Raw genomic sequence first — 25,567 nt, 5'->3', positions numbered from 1 at the left:
TTTTTATGTTTAACACACTAAAAGTTGAAAGTCGTTCATGCTAGGGGACAGTATGGACGGCTTTTTTTGTTTTGACAAGTATAATAGTAATGTTATAATAAATGTGCACTCCTTTTTGAAGTGCTATACCAACAGAGTACCTTTTTCTTGCCAGTTTAGGGTGCTTTTTCTATTTGACAATAAAGGTATAAGTGCTATAATGTACGTGTAAACCAATTTTTCAAGCACACGTTTCCTAATGCGTGTGCTTTCTGTTGCAATTAAAATTTCAAGTGCTATAATAATTGTGTGATATATTCAAAAAGTTGTTCATTACTGAGGGGTATGGACGGCTTTTTTGTTGCACAAAGGTGTTAACTTTTTTGAGGAAAAAGGTAAACTATTAACGTGGTACATGACATGTTAACATTTTCGCCTATTTGATATGAAAATGTAGGCCATTTTTCGTGACCTAACGAAAATTTGAAGTTACGCGGTTTCCAGCGGTTTGCTCCCGACATTTTTGATGGTCACAAAATAAAATCATTACTAGTTTATTTTTCAACACAATTTTAATATTAAAAATGAGCCTGAAAGAGTTGCTTGTTAAGCTGAAAAAGCAAGATAGTATATTATGAAATTAGGGGGCAAAAAAGGGGCATAAGTATTAAACTTTTATGTCAGAATGGTATTATACTAAAAATGTTTTAAACTAATTAATGCTTATATATCAATGTTTTAGGTCATATAATGAGATTAAGTAATTCCATTTTTAAATGGAAGGTTCTATCGGGTAATAACAGATTAGATAAATACAATACTTCACGAAGCTCTCATTTTGGAGAGCTTTTTACATTTAAATTTAATAAATTTTTAATTGAAAAAAAATTAAAAAGTACTTTGATATTTACTAAGTTACTGATATAATAGATGAAGTGTGTTTTTACTTAAAAAGTTAGGGGAAGAAATGGAACATACCTCTTCAGAGCTTGGGAATCAAAGTCTTTGGGCAAAAATTTGGCAATTTTTTGTCGTAGACAAAGTCTTTTTGGTTTCCTTCATTATAGCGCTCAACGCGATGGTTTTCGGACAAGCGCATTTTACCACGAGGTTTTTTGACTGGAAAGTCATTGCCACTGTTTTTGGGCTGATGTTAGTTATCGGTGGCTTTAGAGAGTCAGGTCTCCTCCGTTACATCGGGGAATCGATGGTCAGCAAGTCCAAAACAACGCGTCAACTTGTTCGTTTTACAACAAATTTGACGTTCTTTTTGGCTGTTTTCTTCACAAATGATCTTACGATTTTAACGATGTTGCCCTTGTATTTATATATTACAAAGCATGTGGAAAATCGTAAGTCAGTTTACTGGGGTGCTTCTTTCATTGTCCCCGCATGTCACATGGGCTCGACTTTATTACCCTTCGGTAATCCACATAATCTTTATGTTTATAACTTTTTCCATTTGTCGTCTAATAACATGGCGTTTTTCAAAGGAACTGTTCCAATGTGGATTGCTGGTTTTATCGTCTTGAATTTGGCTTGTTTCTTAATTGATAAAGACCCCATTCATGTTGACACAAAACCGAAAGATTTTAATATTGTTGAAGTTGTCGTTTTCGTCGCTTTGATGGTTCTAATGGCAACCTCTGTCTTTACAAAAGTTGCCATTGGTGGAATTAATTTTTACTGGATTGCTGCTGGAATTACTTCTCTGATTGTTTTTCTTTATAAGCGTGAATTATTTAAGTCTGCCGATTACCATTTAATCCTAACCTTCATGTGTTTCTTTATCATTGTAGGAAATTTAGTTGATATAGAACAAATCACAACTTTTGTTTCAAATCTCGCGTCAAGTCCGCAAGGCGCATTTCTTGGTACCGTCTTAATTAGTCAAGTCATTTCTAATATTTCATCGGCTGTTCTGATGTCCCCATTTACAACGCATGGCGTCGCTGTTATCTTAGGTGCAGATGTTGGGGGAGTCGGGATGCTGACCGCCTCTATGGCAACGCTGATTGCTTATAAAGTCATTTCTGTTCAAGGACGAAGTGAGATCGCTGGATATGCCAAATATTTTGCAATTTGTATGGTTGCATTCTTAGTTGTTCTGACCGCTATTGGTCTTGTCATTGTTTCAATAATTTAAAAACAAAATGAGCTGGATGACCAGCTTTTTCTTTTAAATTCTTGTAAATGGCTGTGAAAAAAAGTATAATGAGCAAAAAAAGAAAAGGACAAGACGATGGATTTTCGATTTGCACGAGCAGAAGATGCTGGTGATTTAGTGGCTATTTATGAGCCATATGTAAAAAAAACTGCAATCACTTTTGAATATGAAGTCCCCACAGTAGAAGAATTTGCTGATCGAATCAAACAAATTTCCGAGACATTTCCTTATCTTGTTGCGCTTCAAGAAGGAAAAATTATAGGTTATGCATATGCTTCAAGATATCGTGAACGCAAAGCCTACGATTGGGTTGTCGAGTTATCAATTTATGTTGATGAAAACGAAACGCAACATGGTGTAGGCAAGCAGTTATACCAAAAATTATTGTTCGCTTTGACAAAATTAAATTATCAACGGGCGTACGCCTGCATCACTTTTCCAAATGAGAACAGTGTCAAGTTTCACGAAAGTTTAGGCTTTCATTGGATTGGTATTTTTGAAAAATCAGGTTATAAATTTAATCAGTGGTATGGAATCAGTTGGATGGATAAAGAATTACAAACTGAAGGCAACGTGAAGCCAATAAAGTCTGTTACAGAACTGACAACAGAAGACATTGAATATTTGCTTGAATGAGTTGAGCTGGCGGGAGTCAGTTTTTTTGTCAAATTTATTTTGATAAAAGTATATTATATTTGACTTTTTGAATGATATATTTTATACTACAGCTAGAAAAATAGGAAATAATATAGAATCGAGGGTAGGATAACGGGGAAGAATTTAAAACTCAAGGCTACTCGAACATTATGTGGAATGACTCAAAATGATCTGGCAGAGGCGGTCGGCGTCACCCGACAGACGATTGTAGCAGTTGAATCAGGAAAATATAACCCAACGATTAGTCTCTGCATCGAAATTTGCAAGGTTCTTGGTAAAACGCTTGACGATTTATTTTGGGAAGATGATAAAGGAGATCAGTAAATGTATAAAAGCAGATCAAGAAAAATAAATTTTTATATGGCCATTGTTTCGCTTGTTTTAGCCTTGTTTTTTGCTGGTTTAGCGATTTATGATACAAAAATAAATCAAACGCGACTGGGCTTCTTTTCAGGTTTATTTACAGCTTTAGCTCTAGCATTTTTCATAGGAATGAGAAAAAATTCAGGGCGGCGCAATGAGTTGGATGAACGCCAAAAGGTATTGATGGGTGCCGTTTATGCAGACACTTTAATTTTTGCAGGACTTTTGCTCTTTTTCAATACAATTTTTATGGAGACAAGCAACATCAATTGGATTAGCACAACAAATCAAAATATTGTTATTCTGGCGATAAGTTCAATCTTTTTTCTGGGGGATCGAATGCTACGTGGCGCTTATTTCGGGACGCAGGTTAACCCTAAACAAGTTCGATTGTTTCAGATTTTGGCGATAATTTATTGGATTATTCCCATTCTTTCTTTGTATCGTTTGATTCAATCGAAGGAATCCTTGATTATATTAGGGAAAATCAACGGTGAATTCTTTCAGATTCTAGCTTATTTATGGTCGGCAATTGTTTTTTCAATCGTTGTATTGGGCTGGTATTTAGAGAAGAAAAAAAATGCAGAATGAGTCAGCTTTTATATTGTATTATATTGAATATTGTGTATAATGGTAGTGAAACGAGTAGCTGTTTATATATTCAGTTGGTAAGAAACTTCATTAGTTGAAAAGGAGTACATATGGCTTTAAATATTGATAATGTCACAAAGCGTTTCGGTGAAAAAGTGGCAGTGGATCATTTAACGATGAATATAAATCCTGGCGAAGTCATGGGATTAATTGGACAAAATGGTGCCGGAAAAACGACAACGTTTCGGATGATTTTAAAATTTATCGGGATTGATGAGGGAAGAATTACATGGAATGGTGAGGAAATAAGCCAAGCAACCAAACAAAAAATTGGTTTCTTACCAGAGGAACGTGGACTCTACCAAAAAATGACTGTAGAAGATCAAATCATGTATTTCGCTGAACTTCACGGAATGAAGCGAGCCGATGCTCGGATTAAATTAAAAGATTGGATGAAACGACTCGAAGTTGTTGGTAAACCAACAGATAAAGTCCAAACTTTGTCAAAAGGGAATGCGCAAAAGGTTCAATTTATCGCAACTTTATTGCATGAACCTGAGTTTTTAATTCTAGATGAACCATTTACTGGGCTAGATCCGGTCAATACGGAACTTTTGCGAAATGAAATAAAGCATAGTCGTGACAATGGAGCAGCGGTCATTTTTTCAAATCACAACATGAGTGATGTTGAGCTTTTGTCTGATCAATTGTTGATGTTGAAAGATGGAAAAACAGTATTGAGTGGCACCGTTCAAGAAATTCGTGAAAGTTATGGACGGACGCGCATTTACTTGGAATCTCCCATCTCAGATCAAGAATTATTGACTATTCCAGGTGTTATATCTGTTAATAAGCAAAGTTCAGGGCGTTCGATTAAATTACTAGATGCTAAAGTTGGACGGGAAATTTTCCAAAAAGTTGCTGGAGATGGTTATGTTCAGGCTTTTGTTCAAGCCCCTCCGTCACTTGATGAGATTTTCCGCCTGGAAGTTGCCGAAAAAGATGAAGAAAAATTGAAAAATCAAGTTGTCAGTCCTGACAAGGAGGCAAGTTTATGAAAAATCAAACCTGGCTTGTTGCTAAAAATATCTATCGAAGCCGAATAAAAGGGGCTGGATTCTGGGCACTGGTTGTCTCCCCCTTCTTACTTGCAGCAGTCTATCTCATTATTGGTCTCATTGTCAGCTCTGGTATAAATGCAACACCTCATATGGCAGTTGTTAATGAACCAGTATTGGCTCAAATTTTAAAGGCTGATAAAAACTTAAAAGTTGATATTAGTGAAACGACGGACCTAAATGCAGCCCGCTCCAAATTAAGCTCAGGTTCTATTGATGGGTACTTGACTGTTGATCAAGGAGCTTATACGATTGTTACAGGGACGAAAACAGCAGTAAAATTTGATCAGACAAGTTTTCAATCAGCACTGACCGAAATCCAAATCAGTCAAACGGCAAAAAAACTTGGGCTGACATCAACTGATGTTCAAGCGCTCCTTACGCCTGCTAAATTGACCATGGAGACACAAACCACAAGTGGGAAAACCAGTGGAGGCGATGACCGAACAGGCGCAAATATTGCAGTCGGCACGATTGCCTCAGTATTGATTTTCGTTCTTTTAATGATGTATGTCGGAATTATTGGACAAGAAATTGGGAATGAAAAATCAAGTCGAATTATGGAGACGCTACTCGCAGCAACCAGTTCTAATGTTCAATATTACGGAAAAATTCTCGGTGTGATCATGCTGGCACTCACACAAATTGGGATTTATGTTGTTGGATTCTCGATTGCTTATCCATTTATTAAGACACAGAGTGCGGTCAAGCAAATCCAAGGCTTGTTGTCAGGAATTACAGTGGGATTCGGTGTCTATCTTATTATGATGGCTTTGGCAGGAATTTTAGGTTATTTGTTCTTAGCTTCAATCGTTGCATCTTTAGTTAATGAACAAGCACAAGTTCAACAAGCCACACAACCGATTGCTTTCTTATCAATGATTGGATATATTGGTGGAATCGCTGGAGCAGCTGTGCCAAGTAATGTGATATTGAAAGTTCTTAGCTTCATCCCTTTCATTAGTCCCACTCTCATGACATCACGCTATGCCATTCAATATTCTACAACAGTTGAAGCATGGCTTGCATTGGGGCTCCAAATTGTCGCAACTGTAGCCGTAGCGAAGGCTGGTGAAAAAATTTATTCACGTAATGTCTTATCCTATTCTGATGATAAAATTGTTACCCAGCTGTTCAGAAATATATTTGGGAAAAATAACGGCAGATTAGGCACAGTCAAAATAAAAGGGAATGGAAGACATTTACTCTCACTACCAATAAGGCTTGCCATCGTTGCAGTAATTATCATTATCCTATTGATTTTGCGATTCGTCTTTGGTATCCATATGAGCTTTTTGCACTTTAATTAATATAAGTAAAAATTCCTGTGACAAACAGGTTTTTTTTCGTATATAAGTTTATGGAAAATATTATTAATTGGATTAAAGAAAATTTAAAAAAAGCAGTGATCATTTTCATTGCACTGGTAGCGGGGATTATATTTTATTTTTTTAGTTCCAATCAGAGGATAAAAGAAACAAAATTCGAAAGTGGAATTAGTGCGGTCAGTTCTGACGAAAGCTTTTCAGGGAGTAAGTCAAAACTAACAAGCCGTTCAAGTTCAGGGGACAAGTCAGAGATTGCGGTGGATTTAAAAGGAGCTGTCCAGCACCCCCAAGTTTATCGAGTTAAAAACGATCAAAGGCTCTCAGATTTAATTCAGATGGCCGGTGGTTTCACTGCACAGGCAGATCGAAATTCAATCAATTTAGCCGCAAAACTCAAAGACGAACAAGTCATTTATGTTGCCCAAATTGGTGAAAATGCACCAGCAGTGGCTCAAAATCAAACCCATCAAAATTCATCCGCACTGACAGAACCTAGTACGACAGAGCAGAGCAATAAGGTAAATATCAATACAGCTGATATAACACAACTTCAGACCTTGAGTGGCATTGGGGCCAAAAAAGCTCAAGATATTATTGATTATCGAACCCAAAACGGGAATTTTGCATCCGTTGATGATCTTGGCAAAATATCAGGTTTCGGTGCAAAAACAGTAGCCAAATTGAAGGAAAGTATTACTGTAGATGAATAAAATCCCTTTCCCCTTGATCTATTTGGTTTATCTTCTTGTATTACTCTATTTTCTCATTTTTTCATTCCATTTCTCTTTATTGGTGCTATTCATTTTTTCGCTTATTCAACTTTTTCGTAGGAAGTATTTTTTAATGCTCCCAATCTTAATTTTATTTACGATTTATTTTAGCTCCTGTCTGCTTTACGATCAGAAAAACGCCGAACATCAACCGAACCAACTCTCAAAAATTGAATATCAACCAGATAGTATTGAAGTTAATGGGAATCGGCTTAGTTTTATTGGGACTTCATGTGGAAAAAAATACCAAGTTTACTACCAACTAAAAACAGAGGACGAACAAAAATTCTTTAAAAATTTAGATAAGAATGGGACGCTTGTTTTTACAGGGACATTGAGTAAACCTGAGGGAGCCAGAAATTATAATGGCTTTAATAATGTCAAATATTTAGCGAGTCAAAATATTTATCGTCAAATCAATATTGAGTCGATTAACGGTATTCAAACGAATTCTAATTTTAGTCTTCAATTGCTTAGACGTCGGGCAATTATCCATATCCAAAAAAAATTTCCCAGTCCGTGCTCCAATTACATAACTGGTCTACTGTTTGGATATTTAGGTAAAGATTTTGGGGAAATGAGTGATCTTTATTCAAGTTTAGGAATAATCCATTTGTTCGCGCTCAGTGGCATGCATGTCAACTTTTTTCTAGACTGGTTTAGAAAAATTTTCTTACGATTGGGATTAACGAGGGAAAAGATAAAAATTCTTCAAATCCCCTTTTCTATTTTATACGCCTTTTTGACTGGATTATCGATTTCAGTTATTCGTGCATTAGTTCAAAAATTACTTCCTTATCGAAAAATTGATAATTTCGCAATGATGCTAATTTTGATTCTCATATTTATGCCTAAGGCTTTACTGACGATTGGTGGTCAGCTCACCATACTTTATGCTTTTGCAATGTGTATGACTAGTTTTAAAAAAACGAAGAAAGCTCAAACGAATGTTGTAAATTATCTCTGGTCATCCATTTGTCTAACTTTAGTGGCACTCCCGCTTTTGATTTTCTACTTTCACAGTTTTCAACCTCTATCGATTCTTTTGACTTTTATTTTTAGTTTCATTTTTTCGACAATTTTATTGCCATTAATTATCATTGCTTTTTTTGTTTCATTTACTGGAATCATTATTCCATGTAATTTTATTTTTCTTGTTTTGGAAGGACTGATACGGGCAATAGACAAACCTCTACACTATCCTTTCGTGTTTGGAAGCCCAAATATAGTCCAGCTTTTACTCTTGTTCATTTTCACAGGTCTATTTATTGATTTTTATCGGCATACAAAAATGAGACTATTTTTTCTTTCGGGATTAATATTAATCTATCTAACTTGTAAATATCCATTTCTACCAACAATTACGGTAATTGACGTAGGGCAAGGGGATTCAATTTTTTTACAAGATCGTTTTGATAAACAAAATATCCTAATTGATACTGGAGGGAAAGTTTCGTTTATGAAATATGCGCCCTGGCAATCCGCACAGGCTAAGACAAATGCGGAATATACACTAATACCCTATCTTCAATCCATCGGCGTTGGTAAAATTGATCATTTAATTTTAACCCATACTGACGATGACCATGTTGGAGACTTTCTAAAATTAGCTGATAAAATAAAAATCAGTGAAGTTTTAGTTAGTCCAGGAGAATTAAGTAATCCGGTATTTGTTAGTAAGTTAACAAAAGCTAATCTTCCGGTTCATGTAGTTAAAACAGGAGATACAATACCGATTTTCAATAGTAAATTAGAAATATTGTCCAGTGGATATACAGGAAAAGGAGATAATAATGATTCAATTATTACTTATGGTAATTTTTACGGCAGTCGATTTCTGTTTACAGGTGATTTAGAACGAGAGGGTGAAAAAGAATTAATCAACAATTTTCCTCTTTTAAAAGTTGATGTATTAAAAGCTGGGCACCATGGGAGTAAAACAAGCTCAGACCCAGATTTTATTGAAAGAATAGGTCCGCGGATCGCCCTTATTTCTGTAGGAAAAAATAATCGTTACGGGCATCCCAATCAAGAAACATTAGAAACATATAATAAAAATAAAATAAAAGTCCTACGAACGGACCTTTACGGTGCAATCCAATTTTATAGGAGCAGCAATCAATGGCAAATTAGGACAGTAAAATGATATAATGTAAACGAATACGGTAAAGACTTACTGATTCAATTAAAGATAATTGAAAAGGAGAGCAAGGTGGCGATTATTAATCTTGAATATTATAGTGAAGTTTTAGGGATGAATCGAAATGTAAAGGTGATTTATCCAGAAGCCTCCAAAGTTAAAGGAATTACTGAAAGTGACATTCCTGTTTTATATTTACTCCATGGAATGTCTGGAAATGAAAATTCATGGCTCTCGCGTTCAGGAATAGATCGACTCGTTCGGAAAACCAATGTAGCTATTGTTATGCCTTCGACAGATTTAGGTTTTTATGTAAATACAACCTATGGTATGAACTACTTTGATGCGACTGCAATTGAGTTACCCAAAGTCATTCATAACTTTTTCCCTCATTTATCAACAAAACGTGAAAAGAATTTCATCGCAGGACTTTCTATGGGCGGTTATGGTGCTTTTCGACTAGCTTTGGGAACAAACAGCTTCAGTTATGCAGCAAGTCTCTCAGGGGTACTCACTTTTAATGGAATGGAAGATCGTTTTGATGAAAATGCTGCCTATTGGGGAGGGATTTTCGGCAACTGGGAACAGTTTAAAGGCTCAGACAATGAAATTTTATCACTTGCTGAACGCTATGAAGGAGAAAAACCAAAACTTTTCGCTTGGTGTGGCAAGCAAGATGAACTCTACCTTGGTAATGAATTTGCCGCATCAGAATTGAAAAAAATGAATTTTGATTTAACATATGAAACCTCAGATGGAATTCACGAATGGTACTATTGGACAAAAATGATTGAGCGCGTATTTGAATGGCTTCCAATTGATTATGTAAAAGAAGAAAGAGCAATTTAATACAATATGAAGATTGAGGCTTTACTCAATCTTTTTTATCCATGGAGAAGATTCACCCAAATTCGTTCAATAAATTGAACAAAAAACAAGCAAACTATTCATGGTAGTTATTTTCCTAAATAAACACCCTAATTTCGTACATTTTTTTGACAAAAAACAAGAATAAAGCTATAATTTTCTAGTAATATCAATTTGTGGAAAGCCACAAAAAAAGAAAAGAGGAATTACAATGACTGGTAATCTTGCCGCACTTGCGATTGGTATCGCAGCCCTCGGAGCAGCACTCGGTGATGCGCTCGTAGTTTCAAACTATTTGAAATCTCTTGCACGTCAACCTGAATTAGAAGCAAAACTACGTGTCGGGATGTTTATGGGTATTGCCTTCGCCGAAGGTACTTTCTTCATCGCACTTGCTATGACATTCGTTTTCCGTTAAGAATTTATTCAATAAATGAATGATTAACTAGAAAGGAAACGGAATATGGAATCAACTTGGACCTTCTATATTGGGCCAGTTGCGTTTGATGGAACCGTCACGACGATGACCATCATAACGTTATTGGTTGCCTTTGGTCTAATATTCTGGGCTAGCCGTAAAATGCAGCTGAAACCTTCTGGTAAACAAAACGTATTAGAATGGGTAGTCGATTTTGTAAATGGTATCGGCAAAGATATGCTTGGTAGCCATGAAGCACCTCGTTACTCACTCTTAAGTTTTACCCTGTTCTCATTCCTTCTAATCGCTAACTCAATCGGTCTAATTACAAAATTGAGTACGCCACACGAAGTTTCACTTTGGAAATCACCAACTGCTGATGCCTCTGTTGACTTAACTTTAGCTCTTTTAGTTATCGTTTTAGCTAACGTCTTTGGAGTTCAAAAGTTTGGCTTTAAAAAATATTTCCAAGTGGCCTTTTGGCATGATCCTAAACCCCTTCTTCCTATGAATATTTTGGAAGAATTTACAAATACCCTTTCACTTGGTCTTCGTCTTTATGGAAATATCTTTGCCGGTGAAATTATGTTGGGCTTAATTGCAAGCATGATTTCAATTGGTACTTGGATATATCCGATCGCGATAATCTTAGAAATGGCCTGGATTGGATTCTCACTTTTTATTTCAGCCCTGCAGGCTTACGTCTTTGTCTTATTGACAAATCTCTATATCAGCCACAAAGTATTAGAAGAAGAATAGGAGTAGAATATGTTTAATTTATTAGAAGCTACTCCCAATACCGTTATTGGTAACGTTATTGTTGCGAGTGGTGCGTTTATTATCCTAATTGTTTTGATTCGTGTTTTTGCATGGAAACAAATTACAGGTATATTTGAACAACGTGCAAAGAAAATCTCAGATGACATTGATTCTGCTGAGGAATCAAAAGTTGAAGCAGCAAAATTAGTTGCACAAAGAGAAAATGAACTTGCCGGATCAAAGGAAGAAGCAGCCAATATTATTCAAACGGCAAACGATACAGCGGCTCAAAACCGTACTAAAATCGTTGCCCAAGCAAATGAAGAAGTTGCAATTGTTAAAAAACGTGCTAAAGATGAAATTGCCCAAGAACGCCAAGAAGCGCTCAATTCGGTTAAAGGTGATGTTGCTGATATATCAGTAAAAATTGCCGAAAAATTGATTGGTCAATCCCTAGATCCAAAAGCACAGTCTGAATTAATTGATTCTTATCTCGCTAAATTAGGAGAATAAGATGACAAAAATAAATTCACAAAAATACAGCAAGGCACTGCTCGAAATTGCTCAAAAACAAAATAAAGTAAAAGAAATTCTTGACGAAGTTAAAGAACTTACTCAACTATTTGAAACATCAAATTTAAAGACATTCTTTGCCAGCGATGTTTATTCTGTTGAAGCAAAATCGCAAATAATTGATACAATCAATCAATCTGCCTCTGAATTAATGCGCAATTTTTTGAATACTGTCCGGGCAAATGGTCGATTGTCAAGTTTAATGGAAATATTAGAAGAAGTCAACGAGACTGCTGATAGTATGTTCAAAATTGCAGACGTGGAGGTCGTTTCTAGCGTTCCTCTGACGGATGAACAATTAGCTAAATTTAGTCAACTTGCTCAATCAAAATTTGATTTAAGTACTGTCAACCTTATAAATAAAGTTGACGAAAAAATTCTCGGTGGTTTTGTAATTAATTCTAGAGGAAAAATTATTGATGCTTCAATCAAGTCTCAATTAGCGAAAATCGCTCAAGAAATATTGTAAGAAAGGAGTAAATCTTTGGCAATCAATGCAAATGAAATCAGCTCGCTGATTAAACAACAAATTGAAAATTTTACACCAGATTTCGAAGTTGCTGAAACTGGTGTCGTCACTTATGTTGGTGACGGTATCGCGCGTGCCTATGGCCTTGAAAATGCAATGAGTGGTGAGCTTGTTGAATTTTCTAATGGTGTCTTAGGGATGGCGCAAAACCTTGATGCTACTGATGTAGGTATCATTGTACTTGGTGATTTTCTTTCCATTCGTGAAGGAGACACTGTTAAACGTACAGGTAAAATTATGGAAGTTCAAGTCGGTGAAGAACTCATCGGACGTGTCGTTAACTCACTTGGACAACCTGTTGATGGATTGGGGGATATCAATACTGGTAAAACTCGTCCTGTCGAGGCAAAAGCTCCTGGTGTTATGCAACGTAAATCTGTATTTGAACCACTTCAAACTGGTTTAAAAGCCATTGATGCGCTCGTACCAATTGGTCGTGGACAACGTGAATTGATTATCGGGGACCGTCAAACAGGGAAAACTTCTGTTGCGATTGATGCAATTTTGAACCAAAAAGGACAGGATATGATTTGTATCTATGTCGCAATTGGTCAAAAGGAATCAACTGTTCGTACGCAAGTTGAAACACTTAAGAAATATGGTGCAATGGACTATACAATCGTCGTTACTGCATCAGCATCACAACCTTCTCCATTGCTCTACATTGCACCTTATGCGGGAGCAGCGATGGGCGAAGAATTTATGTATAATGGAAAACACGTTTTGGTCGTCTATGATGACTTATCAAAACAAGCCGTGGCTTATCGTGAACTTTCCCTCTTGCTTCGTCGTCCACCAGGTCGTGAAGCGTATCCAGGTGACGTTTTCTATCTTCACTCACGTTTACTTGAACGTGCAGCTAAACTTTCTGATGAACTGGGAGGCGGTTCTATGACTGCTCTTCCATTTATTGAAACACAAGCTGGAGATATTTCTGCATATATTGCAACTAACGTTATTTCAATCACAGATGGACAAATTTTCCTTGAGAATGATTTATTCTATTCAGGTGTTCGTCCGGCCATAGATGCGGGGTCTTCCGTTTCTCGTGTTGGTGGTGCTGCTCAGATTAAAGCAATGAAGAAAGTTGCTGGAACTTTGCGTCTTGATTTGGCCTCGTTCCGTGAACTTGAAGCCTTCACTCAATTTGGTTCAGATTTGGATGCGGCAACACAATCAAAATTGAATCGTGGACGGCGTACCGTGGAAGTTCTGAAACAGCCACTCCATCATCCTTTAGCTGTTGAAAAACAAGTTTTAATCTTGTATGCTTTGACTCACGGGTTCCTTGATGATGTTCCTGTTGATGACATTCTTGATTTTGAAAACAAGATGTTTGATTTCTTTGATGCAAATTATGCTGATTTGATGCAAATCATTACAGATACAAAAGATTTGCCTGAAACAGACAAATTGGATGCAGCAATTAATGCATTCAAAAATACGACAAATTATACTAAGTAAAGGGGGTTATTGTAATTCTATATCATTCTAATATGACCATTAAAATTAGTCCAACTTTTAGGAAGTTGAATTAGAAATGGAATTACAAAAGATAAAATATGCCAGCTTCACTTAATGAAATTAAATCAAAAATTGCCTCAACGAAAAAAACGAGTCAAATTACAGGTGCCATGCAAATGGTCTCCGCAGCTAAATTACAGAAGTCAGAAAGTCATGCAAAAAGATTTCAGATTTATGCTTCAAAAGTTCATCAAGTCACTGTGGATTTGATTTCACATGATCGGGAACCTTCTAAAAATCCGATGTTATTGAAACGTCCGGTAAAGAAGAAGGGGTACCTCGTGATTACCTCGGATCGAGGTTTAGTCGGTGGATATAATGCCAACATTCTGAAATCTGTTATGTCAGAACTGATGAAGGAACAAAACGATGACGCTTTCTCAGTCATGGTTCTTGGAGGAATGGGTGCGGATTTTTTCAATGCACGTAATATCAAAGTTTCTTATGAACTAAGAAATCTGTCTGATCAACCTTCATTTGAAGAAGTGCGTAAAATTGTATCTGAAGCCGTTGATTTATACCAAGCTGAAGAATTTGATGAGTTGTACGTATGTTACAATCACCATGTGAATTCTTTAATCAGTCAAGTTCGGATGGAGAGAATGTTACCAATTAGTTTTGATGGCATTGAACAATCTGGAAAAGCGACTGATTTGTTTGATTATGAACCAAGCCGTGAATCTATATTGGACCAATTACTTCCGCAATATGCAGAGTCTATGATTTACGGTGCCATTGTTGATGCCAAAACAGCTGAACACGCAGCAGGTATGACAGCAATGCGTACGGCAACTGATAATGCTCATTCTGTAATTAATGATTTAACCGTTCAATATAACCGTGCACGTCAAGCTGCTATTACGCAAGAAATTACGGAAATTGTAGCCGGTGCATCGGCCTTATAAAAATTAGAAACTGTCAGCAATGACAAAGACAAAACGAATAAAATAAACTCTTGGGGAAATTAACAAATCAAAAAAATGAGTTGATTTGTCCAAGAAATAAAACAAGGAGGAAATAGATTGAGTTCTGGTAAAATTACTCAGGTCATTGGACCTGTCGTAGACGTGGAATTTGCAAGCGGTGCAACATTGCCTGAGATTAATAACGCACTCGTCGTTTACAAAAATGTCGATGGTGTGAAAACAAAAATCGTGCTAGAAGTTGCGCTTGAACTTGGTGATGGTGCTGTTCGTACCATTGCGATGGAATCAACTGATGGCTTGACTCGTGGACTCGAAGTCCTCGATACTGGAAAACCAATTTCAGTTCCTGTTGGTAAAGAAACACTCGGGCGGGTATTCAATGTGCTCGGTGATACGATCGATCCAGGTGAAAAATTTGCCGAAGATGCTGAACGTAGCCCAATTCACAAACAAGCACCTACATTTGATGAACTTTCAACAGCAAATGAAATTCTTGTCACAGGAATTAAAGTTATTGACTTACTTGCCCCATATCTCAAAGGTGGGAAAGTTGGTCTTTTCGGTGGTGCCGGTGTTGGTAAAACTGTTCTTATTCAAGAATTAATTCATAATATTGCTCAAGAACATGGTGGCATCTCAGTCTTTACAGGTGTTGGAGAACGTACGCGTGAAGGGAACGATCTCTATTTTGAAATGAAAGAATCGGGTGTCTTAGCTAAGACAGCCATGGTCTTTGGTCAAATGAATGAGCCACCTGGAGCACGTATGCGTGTCGCCTTGACGGGACTTACTCTGGCTGAATATTTCCGTGATGTGGAGGGCCAAGACGTTCTTTTGTTCATTGATAATATTTTCCGTTTCACTCAAGCAGGTTCAGAAGTTTCAGCCCTGTTAGGTCGCATGCCTTCTGCAGTTGGATACCAACCTACTCTTGCAACTGAAATGGGACAACTTCAAGAGCGGATTACCTCTACGAAAAAAGGTTCTGTTACATCTATTCAAGCCATCTATGTACCTGCGGATGACTATACTGACCCAGCTCCAGCGACAGCCTTTGCCCACTTGGATGCAACAACTAACTTGGAACGTCGCTTAACGCAACAAGGGATTTACCCTGCCGTTGACCCACTTGCATCGTCCTCACGTGCACTTTCACCTGAAATTGTCGGTGAAGAACATTATGAGGTCGCTATGGAAGTTCAACGTGTTCTGCAACGTTATAAAGAGTTGCAAGATATTATTGCAATTCTTGGGATGGACGAATTGTCTGATGATGAAAAAGTTTTGGTTGGGCGTGCACGTCGCATCCAATTCTTCCTCTCACAAAACTTCCACGTTGCTGAACAATTTACAGGTCAACCTGGTTCTTATGTTCCAGTTGAGAAGACAGTTGAAGACTTTAAAGCCATTCTTGATGGCAAATATGATTCATTGCCAGAAGATGCCTTTCGTAGTGCTGGTCCAATCGAAGATGTTATTGAGAAAGCCAAGAAAATGGGATTTTAATCAAATGATTAATTCAATAGAGTGATTCTATTTAATAGTTGTGTGTTTTGAGGAATTATAAAAGGTGCACAAAAATCTCATGAATTTGAAATTTCGGTTTCAATATTCGACGAAAAACTTTACTTGTAAAGAAATCAATCGGAGGAAAAATGGCTGAAAATCTTGACGAAATGACAGTCCAAGTCATAACACCTGATGGTATCGTTTATAATCATCATGGACTCTTTGTTTTGGCACGTACTACTGGTGGTGAAATGGGGATTTTGCCTCATATGATTTCAACAATCGCAGCACTTGCAATCGATGAGTTGAAAATTCGCCGTCCAGAGGATAAAAAAGGAAAAGTTGATTACGTAGCGGTTAACGGCGGAATTATCGAAGTCAGTCACAATGTCGTGACGATTATCGCTGACTCTGCTGAACGTGAGCGCGACATAGATGTTTCTCGTGCTGAAAGAGCAAAAATACGTGCAGAACGTGATATTGAAAAGGCGAAAGCCGAACATAAGGTTGATGAGGTAAGTCGAGCTGAAGTTTCACTTCACCGCGCTTTAAACCGAATCAACGTTGCGAAACATCTTTAATAAAAAAATACAATTTGATTGCAATCAAGTTGTATTTTTTTATTAAAAGATGACATTTATTAAAAATTGATATATAGATATTTTCATGGTAAAATTAACTATTAGAGTGAAGTAAAAAAAGGTTAGGAAGGGAGAAGAGATGGTTGCTGGAAATATAAAGCAGTTACTTATTGATTTGGATAAATTGGAACAAAAAGTATCAGAACTTGAAGAATTGAAAAGAAAATTAAATAATTCTGTCGAAAAGCAAATTATTCTTCAATCAAATCTCATCTCTGCTCTTCTTTCGATCTTGGTCATGTATATTTATTCTTCACAATCCTCGGATTTTTTTACAAGGGATGTATCAAATATGTCAGTGTTTAGTACATTTTTTCAAATGTTTATCATTGCTTTTATGGCTTGGGGAATTGGCTTAATTTTACGCGAAATACTTATTTACTCTTGGAGTAAAGACTATTTGCCATTTGGACAAAAGTTTATTTATATGAGTAAACTTCCAAAATACCAAAGTATAAATAACAAAATTGCATCTGAAATCGATATTATTTTGGATAAAGAATCATTTGATAAATCACCACTTCCTAGGAAGTATTTAAATCAACGAACGTTGAAATATTTGATTAATATCATTGAATCTAATCAGTTGAATTCTGTAGAAGAAGCCTTACTTTTTCTTGACTTAGAGACCAAAAACCAAAAAGCAAGGGCTTATTTAGTTACTCGCGAAGATTTGGTTACCCAAGCACAAAAAATGGCACACCCCAATTTTAAAAGCGATACAGACAATAGATACCATTTATGATTTGGCAAATCCGTATTAATTTTTTGTAAGATTTACACCATCATGGATCGAAGAAGCATTCATTAACAAGAATAAAATGTTACTTTTAAATTAAAAAATTTATTAATTGTAACACTAAAGAAATAATGATATAATTATTGTATTACGATAATATGGATAGAAAGGCAGTTTTATGAGAATAAGTGATATTCATCAGTTAAAAAGTAAACTAAATATTAGACGACTATCAATTATTCTTGTACTATTTGCACTCTTTTTTGACAGTTTCACATTAAATATAAATGCAGATACCTCAACTTCGACGATTCCAATTCAGTTAGAAACTGGGAAGGCAGTAAGTGTTAGAGACCAGTTTACTGACTGGAACAATGCTGCAAATTGGATAAATTTGGGGAGTACTGAGTCTACATCAACGGATACTTATTCTTCAATATTGGTAAATAATAGAACATCATCTGTCGGTTATGCTTTTTTAAATCAAGAAGTGGATATGACAAAAAGTTTTGAATTGGCAGGGAATTTCTCATTTAAAGCAATTTCTGGAAATAATCCTTTTGCTGCTGGGGACACGCTTGGTTTTGTTTTTTCACCGGAAGCTCTTTCAACGATTTCCGAAAACCAAACTAATGCTTCTGGTGAGAAATTAGGGATAGGCGGCTTATCTGACTCATTGTTTGTTGGTCGAGATTTGTATCGAAATTCAGCTACTGACCCGTTGGGTTCAGGAGCATTTGGAAGTCCTTCAAACCTGATTGCTGTTCGACAAACAAATGGTCAAGGTGTGGTTCAAACATCCAATTACGTAACAGCCTCAGCGCCAGATACTGGAGATGAGAATAATCAAGTCACGAATACTATGGCAATGAAGTGGCAGCCCTCCACTCTGGATGAACAGCTTCAAAAAATTTCAGGAACCATTACTTTCACTATTTCGTCACCTACAGCACAAAGTGTAACGATTACTGAAAACATCACAATTCCATTGCGTATGCATATTGGAATTGTAGGCGGTACGGGGGCGAATTATGGTTTGCTTAAACTGAATTCTTTTGTAGAAGTTGCTCGTTCGTACCAGTCCGTGAATGTGAATTATGTTAATCTTGATACAAATGAAAGTATCAGCCAAAGTTCGACAATCAATGCTTATGAAGGCGATCAGCTTACTTTTCTAAGTAGTGGAAGATTAAGAATGAGTCAGACAGGCTATTCATTTGTCGCTCCAACAATAAACGGCTATCAATTTGAACATGCAGACACTTATCGTGTGACCGCTGACAGGAATCAAAATGTGACAGTTTATTACAAGCCGATACCTAAGGTGAATGTAAATTTCAATTATGCTTGGACAGACTCAAGCCTAACGGATAAATTACCTGATCCAATTAGAATCAGCGGACTACCTGGGGAATCCATCACTGAGCCTCAATTGACTCAAGATTACGAAATTAATAATGTGGTGGCACCTAATGGTGAAAGTTACAATAATATTTCAGATGCTTTAGTAGCGAATCCTGATTTCACAAGTGATGAGAATGCTAATTTTGTTATTTATTTGAAGCCAAGATTGGAAGAAGTTCCTTCTGTCGGCAATGATGGCGGGCTAAGCACACCTTCTGATGGGAATCAAGATACCAACAATTCAATTGAAAATAGTCAAGAAGAATCTAATGAGTCAGTTGTTGAAACAGGTGGAGTTAGCTTAACGGAAAAGGAAAATGTTGAGGATCAACAAGTTGATCAAACTGTGAAAACTCAAAAAACTTTACTCGCGTCAACAGGGAATTCATTTGACGAGCAGAATAATATGCCTTTTGTTCATCTAGTAGCTTCCAGTAAGGAGGGACAAAAAAGTGTGACGCTGCCTCCTCAAAAAACAAAAGATCAATCAACTGATAAGAATGAAAATGAGATTACCCAAACTGCAAAAACGATTGTTGACGAATACCACGCAGCAAAAGTAAGGCTTGCTGGAATCGGAGGTTTAGGTATTGGTGTAGCATCAAGTGCAAGTCTGCTTTTTATTTTGAAACGATGGATGTTGAGTTTAAAGAAATAAAACGTTTGAATTGAACATAAAATAAAAAATATTATATTTAAAAGCCAGCAATCTGGCTTTTTTTGTGCTAAAATAGAGCCATTATTTCAATGATAATAATCAAGATTGGGGAAATTTGATATGCGAAAAGTAGGTATTATTGGCTTAGGCCATGTTGGTGCAACTGTTGCTCTTGATATTGTACAAGGTGGATTTGCAGATGAGCTTGTTCTGATTGATAAAAAGTCCGAAGTCGCAAAGGCAGAAGTTTATGACTTGTGGGATTCCTTGGCTTTGCAGCCTTATCATGTTAAGATATATGCAGGAACTTATGCTGATTTGAAGGATGCAGACATTGTTTTGTCAACTTTGGGGCATATTGACTTAATTAAGCCGGGAGGAGACCGCTTCACAGAATTACGAGCTAATGCACCAGAAGTTAAATCAGTGTCTGAGAAGTTGAATGAATGTGGATTTAATGGAATTCTGATTGCTACAACTAATCCTAATGATGTTATCGTTGACATGTATTCGAAATATTTGAATTTACCCAAAGCGCATATTTTGGGAACGGGAACGTATTTGGATACGGCTCGTCTCAAACGACAAGTCGCAGATTGTTTAAATTTGGATCCACGTACAATTGAAGGTTATGCTTTGGGAGAACATGGTAATTCACAATTTGCAGCATGGTCAACGGTACGTATCGGTGGGCAACCCTTTGTAGAAATCGCTGAGAAAAAAGGGATAAGTTTGGATGACATTGAAGAGGCAACTCGACAAGGTGGTTTTGCCGTTTTTAATACAAAAGGCTATACTAATGTGGCCATCGCAGCTGCAACTGTTGGGTTGATGAATTTGGTCTTTTCAGATGCAAAAAATGTAGCTATTTGTTCACATTATGATGCAGACTTCGGATCTTACATTTCAACACCTGCAATAATTGGGAAAGACGGCGTAGAAGCCGTTGTAAAACTCCCACTTTCCGCTGATGAAATGGTGAAACTGCAAGCATCTGCTAATGAAATTCAAGATAAGATTAAGCAGTTTAGTTAAAAAGCAGCTCAAAGAGCTGTTTCTTATTTCAATATTGCCAAAAAAAAAACTGTCCTGCGACAGTTTTTTTATTAGGCATTCAGTACCTTCGACAGGAAGTCTTTCAGTCGTGGGTGCTGCGGTGTGTCAAACAATTCTTCTGGTGTACCATCTTCTAGGATAACGCCACCATCAGTAAAGATAACGCGATTGGCAACTTTTCGGGCAAAGCCCATTTCATGTGTTACAATCAACATGGTCATCCCTTTTTCAGCTAAGTCTTGCATTACGGCAAGAACGTCTCCTACCATTTCAGGGTCAAGCGCTGATGTTGGTTCATCGAACAACATAACATTAGGATCCATAGCTAATGCACGTGCAATAGCCACACGTTGCTTTTGTCCACCAGATAACATGGCTGGCATGGCATCTTTTTTATCCATCAGACCAACGGTTTCTAATAGTTCTAGTGCTTTTTTCTTTGCTTCTGATTTTGTCAACTTTTTTAGTTCAACGGGAGCATAAGTGATATTTTCTAGGACAGACATGTTTGGAAAAAGGTTGAAGTGCTGAAAGACCATTCCAACATTTTGACGAACCAGGTTTAAATCTGTACCTTTGTCTGTCAAATTATATCCGTCAATAATGACGTCACCAGAGGTTGCAGACTCTAGTCCATTTAATGTGCGTAAGAAGGTTGATTTTCCTGAACCAGAAGGTCCAATAATACAAACAACATCGCCTTTATTAAATTTTGTAGTAATTCCTTTTAAAACTTCATTTTTGCCATAATATTTGTGAAGATCTGTGACTTCAATTTGAGTTTTTGTCATTTCGTATCCTCCTCCTTATTTCAATTTCTTTTCAACGTAGCGACCTAACCACATGATTAATAAGAGAATAATCATATAAACAAGGCCGATAATTCCATAAACGCGGAAGGCTTGGAAATTACGGGCAACAATGATTTGACCTGTTTGGAGTAATTCAACAAGCCCAATAACTGAAACAAGTGTTGTATCTTTTGTCGTAATAACAAATTGATTGATCAAACTTGGAATGGTAATTTTAACTGCTTGTGGCAAGATGACTTTACGCATTGTCTTGACATAAGGAATACCAAGTGAACGAGAGGCTTCCATTTGTCCAATAGGGACGGCTCTAACCCCACCACGGACGATTTCAGCAATATATGATGATTCGTTCAAGGTTAGGGCAATGACACCTGCTGTGAATTCATTCAGAGGCGATTGGTGTCCCGTAATCATTTGTAGCAAGTTTGGAATTCCATAGAATAAGAAAATGGTTAAAACGAGCAGAGGAAGTGAACGGTTAATATCAACGTATACACGGGCAATACCGCGAAGTGTTTTGCTTGGTGAAACAGAGAAGAGTCCAAAGACAATCCCAACAATCAAAGCCAAAACAAATGAAATAAGTGCTAATTGGATGGTAATCCAGAGCCCATTTAATATTTGTTCCCAGTTGTTTTGAACAATTCCCCAGACCGTAGTTTCGTCAGCGGTTGTTTTTTCTTTTGTTGAGTCGCTTGAAAGGTATTTATTCATGATTTTTTCGTATTCTCCAGTTGCACGGAGATTTGCGAGCCCATCATTAAACATCTGAATAAGTTCAGGATTTTCACCTTTTTTAACTGCAAAGCCGTATTGTCCATCAGCAATTGCTTTTAAAGGAGTTTTGAATTGTTTTCCTTGCTTGATGGCATACTTCAAGACTGGTTCGTCATCCATGACGGCTTGAATTGAGCCATTGTCGAGGGAAGAATACATTGTAGTGGCATCTGTAAAGGCTTTGACTTTAAAGCCATATTCCGATGCATGGGTGTTCAAATAATCATATGAAGCAGTTCCATTTTTAGCTCCAATGGTCTTTCCTTTAAGGTCTTTCCACGCTTTAATCGAATCATTTGATTTAGGAACACCAATGGTCAAATTGGCAGAAAAATAAGGTTCAGAGTAGTCAAATACTTTCTTCCGGGCATCCGTTATCGTCATTCCTGACATCATACCGTCGGAGTGACCGGCTTGTGTGGCATCCACTGCAGATTGGAAACCAATAAAATTCCATTTGATAGTAAAGCCTTGGTTTTTAGCAATTGCATTGAGCAAGTCTACGTCAATTCCAGTGTATTCTTTATTTGAATTTTGGAATTCAAAAGGAGCGAAGCTATTATCTGAAGCAATGGTATAACTTGCTTTTTTGGGCGTTGCTTTTTTTGAAGAACCGATATAATTTGCTAAAATTTTGTCGTAGGTTCCATCAGCCTTCATTTGCTTGAATGCCTTATTAAAACCATCAATCAAATTTTTGTTTTGGCCTTTCATAACAGCAAAACCGTATCCACCACTCATGGCAATTGAGGGCATATTAATGGCAAGATTCTGTCCTTGTTTGATTGCATATGCAATTACAGGCGCATCATCCATGGCACCGGTAATGTTTCCTGCATTTAATGCAGCGTACATTTGAGTGCCGTCAGAATAAGTCTTAATTGTGAAACCGTATTTACTTTGATTGGCTTGCAACCAACTTTGAGAGGCTGTTCCATTTTTTGCACCGACTGCTTTACCTTTTAGTTGGCTAAATTCAGTAATTTTTGTTGCTTTCGTAGTTGCAATAGTCAGTGCAGAAGTGTAATAAGGTTCAGAAAAATCGAATGTTTTTTTACGAGCATCAGTGATTGACATTCCCGCGATTACGCCATCAACTTGTCCTCCCTGTAAATTTTGCAATGATGCATCGAAACCAGGATAGCTCATTTCAAGATTCCAGCCATTAATTTTGGCGACTTCTTTCATGATGTCAACGTCGATACCGACCCATTGTTTATCTGAATTCTGGAATTCAAATGGTGCGTAGGAGTTGTCACTCGCAATTTTTACAGTTGTTGCGGCATGAGCAGAACCAGCACTTATTGAGAATCCAGTAAGTATGGCCAAAATAGTAGCCAAAGATAGAAAAAACTTTTTCATTCTTTTCCCCTTAATTTTTTAGATTGGAATATTATATCACAAACTCACTGTTTTTCCAACAATACATGTCATATCATCTAACATCAGTTGCGCTTAAGTTAAATTTTATGATAATATGAGAAATTGGCGTGAATTTATCATATTTACCGAATCTTGTTTGTCAAAGTCAACACTTTAGTGTAAAATTAGTTATGTGAGCGAGCTCACATCTATTAATATAGAAAACAAGGAAATTAAATATGTTTATAAATTTATCAGTTTTTGGCTTCTTCAATGATTGGATTACCCACTTTTTGAATGTGCCAGGAGCTCACATCTGGGTTTACGTCCTTCTTGGAGCAATTATCTTTATCGAAACAGGATTGGTTATTTTTCCGATTTTACCAGGGGATTCCATTTTATTCTTCGTTGGTTCAATGGTGGCTCTATATCCCAATAAACTCTCTCTTGTAGGTTTGATTGTTACGATGGGACTTATTGCCTTCATCGCCAACGTGGTTAACTTCGAAATCGGTCGAAAATTTGGATCGGTTTTGCCAGAACACCCTAAATTAAGCCGTTTCTTGAAGCCAGAATATATGGATGAAGCGCATCAATTCTTCAAAAAATGGGGGTCATGGGCAATTTTCTTGGGACGTTTTATGCCAATAATTAGAACCATTGTTCCTTTCACAGCTGGTGCAGGAAAAATGCCTCACAAAAAGTTCCTCTTTTTTAATTTTATCGGAGGATTTGCATGGGTCACTGTTGCTCTTGGAGCAGGTTATTTGTTCGGTCAAGTCCCATTCATTAAAAAGAACTTTGAACTTGTTATGATAGCCATCGTTGTGGTTTCGTTATTGCCAGCATTGCTTGGCGTTGCCAAAAGATACTTCGAAGGAAAAAAGGCATAAACTTTGCTTTATTTAAGCCTTTAAATATTAGAATAGTGTATAATAGTATTTACAAATTGTAAATACTTTTTTTAATACTTGAGGATTAATCAAATGGAAATTTCAGGCTTCACTAGGATGGCTGCTGTTGTGGCTCGACCAATTAATCATAGTTTATCACCATTTATTCATAATTTGGCTTTCGAAATGACCGGTTTAGACGGTGTTTATTTGGCATGGGATATTTCTTCAGAAGATTTAGAAGATATTCTAACAAATGTGAAAAAACTTAACATGTTTGGTTTGAATATTTCCATGCCGTACAAACAGAAAGCCATGCTTGCCATGGATGAATTAACGGAATCTGCTCAGATCATCGGGGCGATTAATACGGTCGCTCTAATGAATGGCAAATTGATTGGTCATAACACAGATGGAATCGGTTTTTTCAATTCTCTTGAGAAAATACCTTACCATGTTTGTGGTCAAGAAATAACAATTTTAGGTGGCGGAGGTGCAGCAATGGCAATTATTGTACAAGCCGTCCTGAACGGGGCAAAAAAAGTTAATGTCTTTGCACGTCGTTCGAATTCCTACGAACCATTGAAAAAGAAATTAAATGAACTGTCAGTGCTGACAAATAGCAAGATCAACTTATTTGAGTTAGCCAAAACAGATGCAAACCAAAAAGATTATAATTTTCATGTATTACAAGAGAAAATAACTCAATCAAGTCTGCTCGTTAATGCAACTTCGATTGGAATGGACGGGGAAAGCATGCCTCTCCCATCTTTAATTTGTTTATCCAAAGGTATAGTCGTAGTTGACGTGATTTATAAGATTCTTAAAACACCATTCTTGGAATGGTCTGAAAACCAAGGCGCATTGTCCCAAAATGGTATCGGAATGTTAGTGTATCAAGCAGCTGAAAGTTTTAAAATATGGACTGGAAAAGAAATGCCAGTAGATGAAATTCAAGCAGCCTTAGTAGAAAAATTAAAATTAAATGAGAATATAAGGAAGTAAAT

At 36.8% G+C, this 25,567-nt stretch carries 24 protein-coding genes; 22 read left to right on the top strand and 2 right to left on the bottom strand.

The annotated features are described in order from the left end of the window. Window positions 1-946 precede the first annotated feature (946 nt). The 20 genes from RT41_RS07950 (at window position 947) to RT41_RS07855 (ending at window position 20,695) form a co-directional block, all read left to right on the top strand. Complete coding sequence (locus RT41_RS07950) at window positions 947-2,125, top strand: SLC13 family permease (RefSeq protein WP_096818722.1); 1,179 nt, start codon at window positions 947-949, stop codon at window positions 2,123-2,125. A gap of 96 nt (window positions 2,126-2,221) precedes the next feature. Continuing rightward, window positions 2,222-2,782 (top strand): GNAT family N-acetyltransferase, encoded by a 561-nt coding sequence (locus tag RT41_RS07945; protein WP_054639349.1) that lies wholly within the window; start codon window positions 2,222-2,224, stop codon window positions 2,780-2,782. Window positions 2,783-2,911: 129 nt separating this feature from the next. Then, window positions 2,912-3,127 carry a helix-turn-helix transcriptional regulator gene (locus tag RT41_RS07940; RefSeq protein ID WP_281251382.1) on the top strand — a complete coding sequence of 72 codons (216 nt, stop codon included), beginning with the start codon at window positions 2,912-2,914 and terminating at the stop codon, window positions 3,125-3,127. Further along, window positions 3,128-3,757 carry a hypothetical protein gene (locus RT41_RS07935; protein ID WP_096818718.1) on the top strand — a complete coding sequence of 210 codons (630 nt, stop codon included), beginning with the start codon at window positions 3,128-3,130 and terminating at the stop codon, window positions 3,755-3,757. A gap of 110 nt (window positions 3,758-3,867) precedes the next feature. Then, on the top strand, window positions 3,868-4,815 hold the full coding sequence (locus RT41_RS07930) for an ABC transporter ATP-binding protein (protein ID WP_096818715.1): 948 nt from the start codon (window positions 3,868-3,870) through the stop codon (window positions 4,813-4,815). Continuing rightward, complete coding sequence (locus tag RT41_RS07925; protein ID WP_054639346.1) at window positions 4,812-6,185, top strand: ABC transporter permease; 1,374 nt, start codon at window positions 4,812-4,814, stop codon at window positions 6,183-6,185. Before RT41_RS07930 ends, RT41_RS07925 begins: the two co-directional genes overlap by 4 nt. 50 nt (window positions 6,186-6,235) lie before the next feature. After that, window positions 6,236-6,913 carry a helix-hairpin-helix domain-containing protein gene (locus tag RT41_RS07920; protein WP_096818711.1) on the top strand — a complete coding sequence of 226 codons (678 nt, stop codon included), beginning with the start codon at window positions 6,236-6,238 and terminating at the stop codon, window positions 6,911-6,913. After that, entirely contained in the window at window positions 6,906-9,119 is a 2,214-nt protein-coding gene (locus RT41_RS07915; RefSeq protein WP_096818708.1) for a DNA internalization-related competence protein ComEC/Rec2, read from the top strand. The genes RT41_RS07920 and RT41_RS07915 overlap by 8 nt, the downstream gene beginning before the upstream one ends. Window positions 9,120-9,185: 66 nt before the next feature. Beyond that, window positions 9,186-9,962, top strand: a complete 777-nt coding sequence (locus RT41_RS07910) for an alpha/beta hydrolase (RefSeq protein WP_054639344.1) — start codon at window positions 9,186-9,188, stop codon at window positions 9,960-9,962. A 229-nt stretch (window positions 9,963-10,191) separates the two neighbouring features. Further along, on the top strand, window positions 10,192-10,398 hold the full coding sequence (locus RT41_RS07905; RefSeq protein WP_054639343.1) for a F0F1 ATP synthase subunit C: 207 nt from the start codon (window positions 10,192-10,194) through the stop codon (window positions 10,396-10,398). 45 nt (window positions 10,399-10,443) lie between these two features. Beyond that, entirely contained in the window at window positions 10,444-11,157 is a 714-nt protein-coding gene (gene atpB, locus RT41_RS07900; RefSeq protein WP_096818703.1) for a F0F1 ATP synthase subunit A, read from the top strand. A 9-nt stretch (window positions 11,158-11,166) separates the two neighbouring features. Continuing rightward, entirely contained in the window at window positions 11,167-11,670 is a 504-nt protein-coding gene (atpF, locus tag RT41_RS07895; protein WP_096818700.1) for a F0F1 ATP synthase subunit B, read from the top strand. A 1-nt stretch (window position 11,671) separates the two neighbouring features. Further along, window positions 11,672-12,199: a F0F1 ATP synthase subunit delta gene (locus RT41_RS07890; protein ID WP_096818697.1), complete on the top strand. Its 528-nt coding sequence runs from the start codon at window positions 11,672-11,674 to the stop codon at window positions 12,197-12,199. A 15-nt stretch (window positions 12,200-12,214) separates the two neighbouring features. Continuing rightward, the gene (atpA, locus tag RT41_RS07885) at window positions 12,215-13,723 is read left to right on the top strand and encodes a F0F1 ATP synthase subunit alpha (RefSeq protein ID WP_096818695.1); all 1,509 of its coding nucleotides are present in this window, start codon (window positions 12,215-12,217) and stop codon (window positions 13,721-13,723) included. Window positions 13,724-13,821: 98 nt separating this feature from the next. Then, the gene (locus tag RT41_RS07880) at window positions 13,822-14,688 is read left to right on the top strand and encodes a F0F1 ATP synthase subunit gamma (protein ID WP_096818692.1); all 867 of its coding nucleotides are present in this window, start codon (window positions 13,822-13,824) and stop codon (window positions 14,686-14,688) included. A gap of 117 nt (window positions 14,689-14,805) precedes the next feature. Next, the gene (gene atpD, locus RT41_RS07875) at window positions 14,806-16,215 is read left to right on the top strand and encodes a F0F1 ATP synthase subunit beta (RefSeq protein ID WP_096818689.1); all 1,410 of its coding nucleotides are present in this window, start codon (window positions 14,806-14,808) and stop codon (window positions 16,213-16,215) included. 149 nt (window positions 16,216-16,364) lie between these two features. Continuing rightward, a complete protein-coding gene (locus tag RT41_RS07870; protein WP_096818686.1) occupies window positions 16,365-16,799 on the top strand; it encodes a F0F1 ATP synthase subunit epsilon in 435 nt (144 codons plus the stop codon). Between the two features lie 139 nt (window positions 16,800-16,938). Beyond that, window positions 16,939-17,604 (top strand): hypothetical protein, encoded by a 666-nt coding sequence (locus tag RT41_RS07865; protein ID WP_096818683.1) that lies wholly within the window; start codon window positions 16,939-16,941, stop codon window positions 17,602-17,604. A gap of 172 nt (window positions 17,605-17,776) precedes the next feature. After that, window positions 17,777-19,660, top strand: coding sequence for a lectin-like domain-containing protein (locus RT41_RS07860; RefSeq protein WP_096818681.1), 1,884 nt, complete (start codon window positions 17,777-17,779; stop codon window positions 19,658-19,660). A 120-nt stretch (window positions 19,661-19,780) separates the two neighbouring features. Further along, window positions 19,781-20,695, top strand: a complete 915-nt coding sequence (locus RT41_RS07855; protein ID WP_096818679.1) for a lactate/malate family dehydrogenase — start codon at window positions 19,781-19,783, stop codon at window positions 20,693-20,695. Window positions 20,696-20,766: 71 nt separating this feature from the next. On the opposite strand, the gene RT41_RS07850 is transcribed toward RT41_RS07855, so the two are convergent. Next, a complete protein-coding gene (locus tag RT41_RS07850; protein ID WP_096818677.1) occupies window positions 20,767-21,507 on the bottom strand; it encodes an amino acid ABC transporter ATP-binding protein in 741 nt (246 codons plus the stop codon). Window positions 21,508-21,522: 15 nt separating this feature from the next. Further along, complete coding sequence (locus RT41_RS07845; protein WP_096818674.1) at window positions 21,523-23,667, bottom strand: amino acid ABC transporter substrate-binding protein/permease; 2,145 nt, start codon at window positions 23,665-23,667, stop codon at window positions 21,523-21,525. A gap of 239 nt (window positions 23,668-23,906) precedes the next feature. Between RT41_RS07845 and RT41_RS07840 the strand changes: the two genes are divergently transcribed. Both RT41_RS07840 and aroE read left to right on the top strand, forming a co-directional pair. Further along, the gene (locus RT41_RS07840) at window positions 23,907-24,560 is read left to right on the top strand and encodes a VTT domain-containing protein (protein ID WP_054639338.1); all 654 of its coding nucleotides are present in this window, start codon (window positions 23,907-23,909) and stop codon (window positions 24,558-24,560) included. A 93-nt stretch (window positions 24,561-24,653) separates the two neighbouring features. Then, window positions 24,654-25,565 carry a shikimate dehydrogenase gene (gene aroE / locus RT41_RS07835; protein WP_096818672.1) on the top strand — a complete coding sequence of 304 codons (912 nt, stop codon included), beginning with the start codon at window positions 24,654-24,656 and terminating at the stop codon, window positions 25,563-25,565. The last annotated feature ends 2 nt before the right edge of the window (window positions 25,566-25,567 follow it).

Source organism: Lactococcus fujiensis JCM 16395, assembly GCF_002441655.1.
GTDB lineage: Bacteria > Bacillota > Bacilli > Lactobacillales > Streptococcaceae > Lactococcus > Lactococcus fujiensis.
This window is presented reverse-complemented; position numbering and strand designations above follow the sequence as displayed.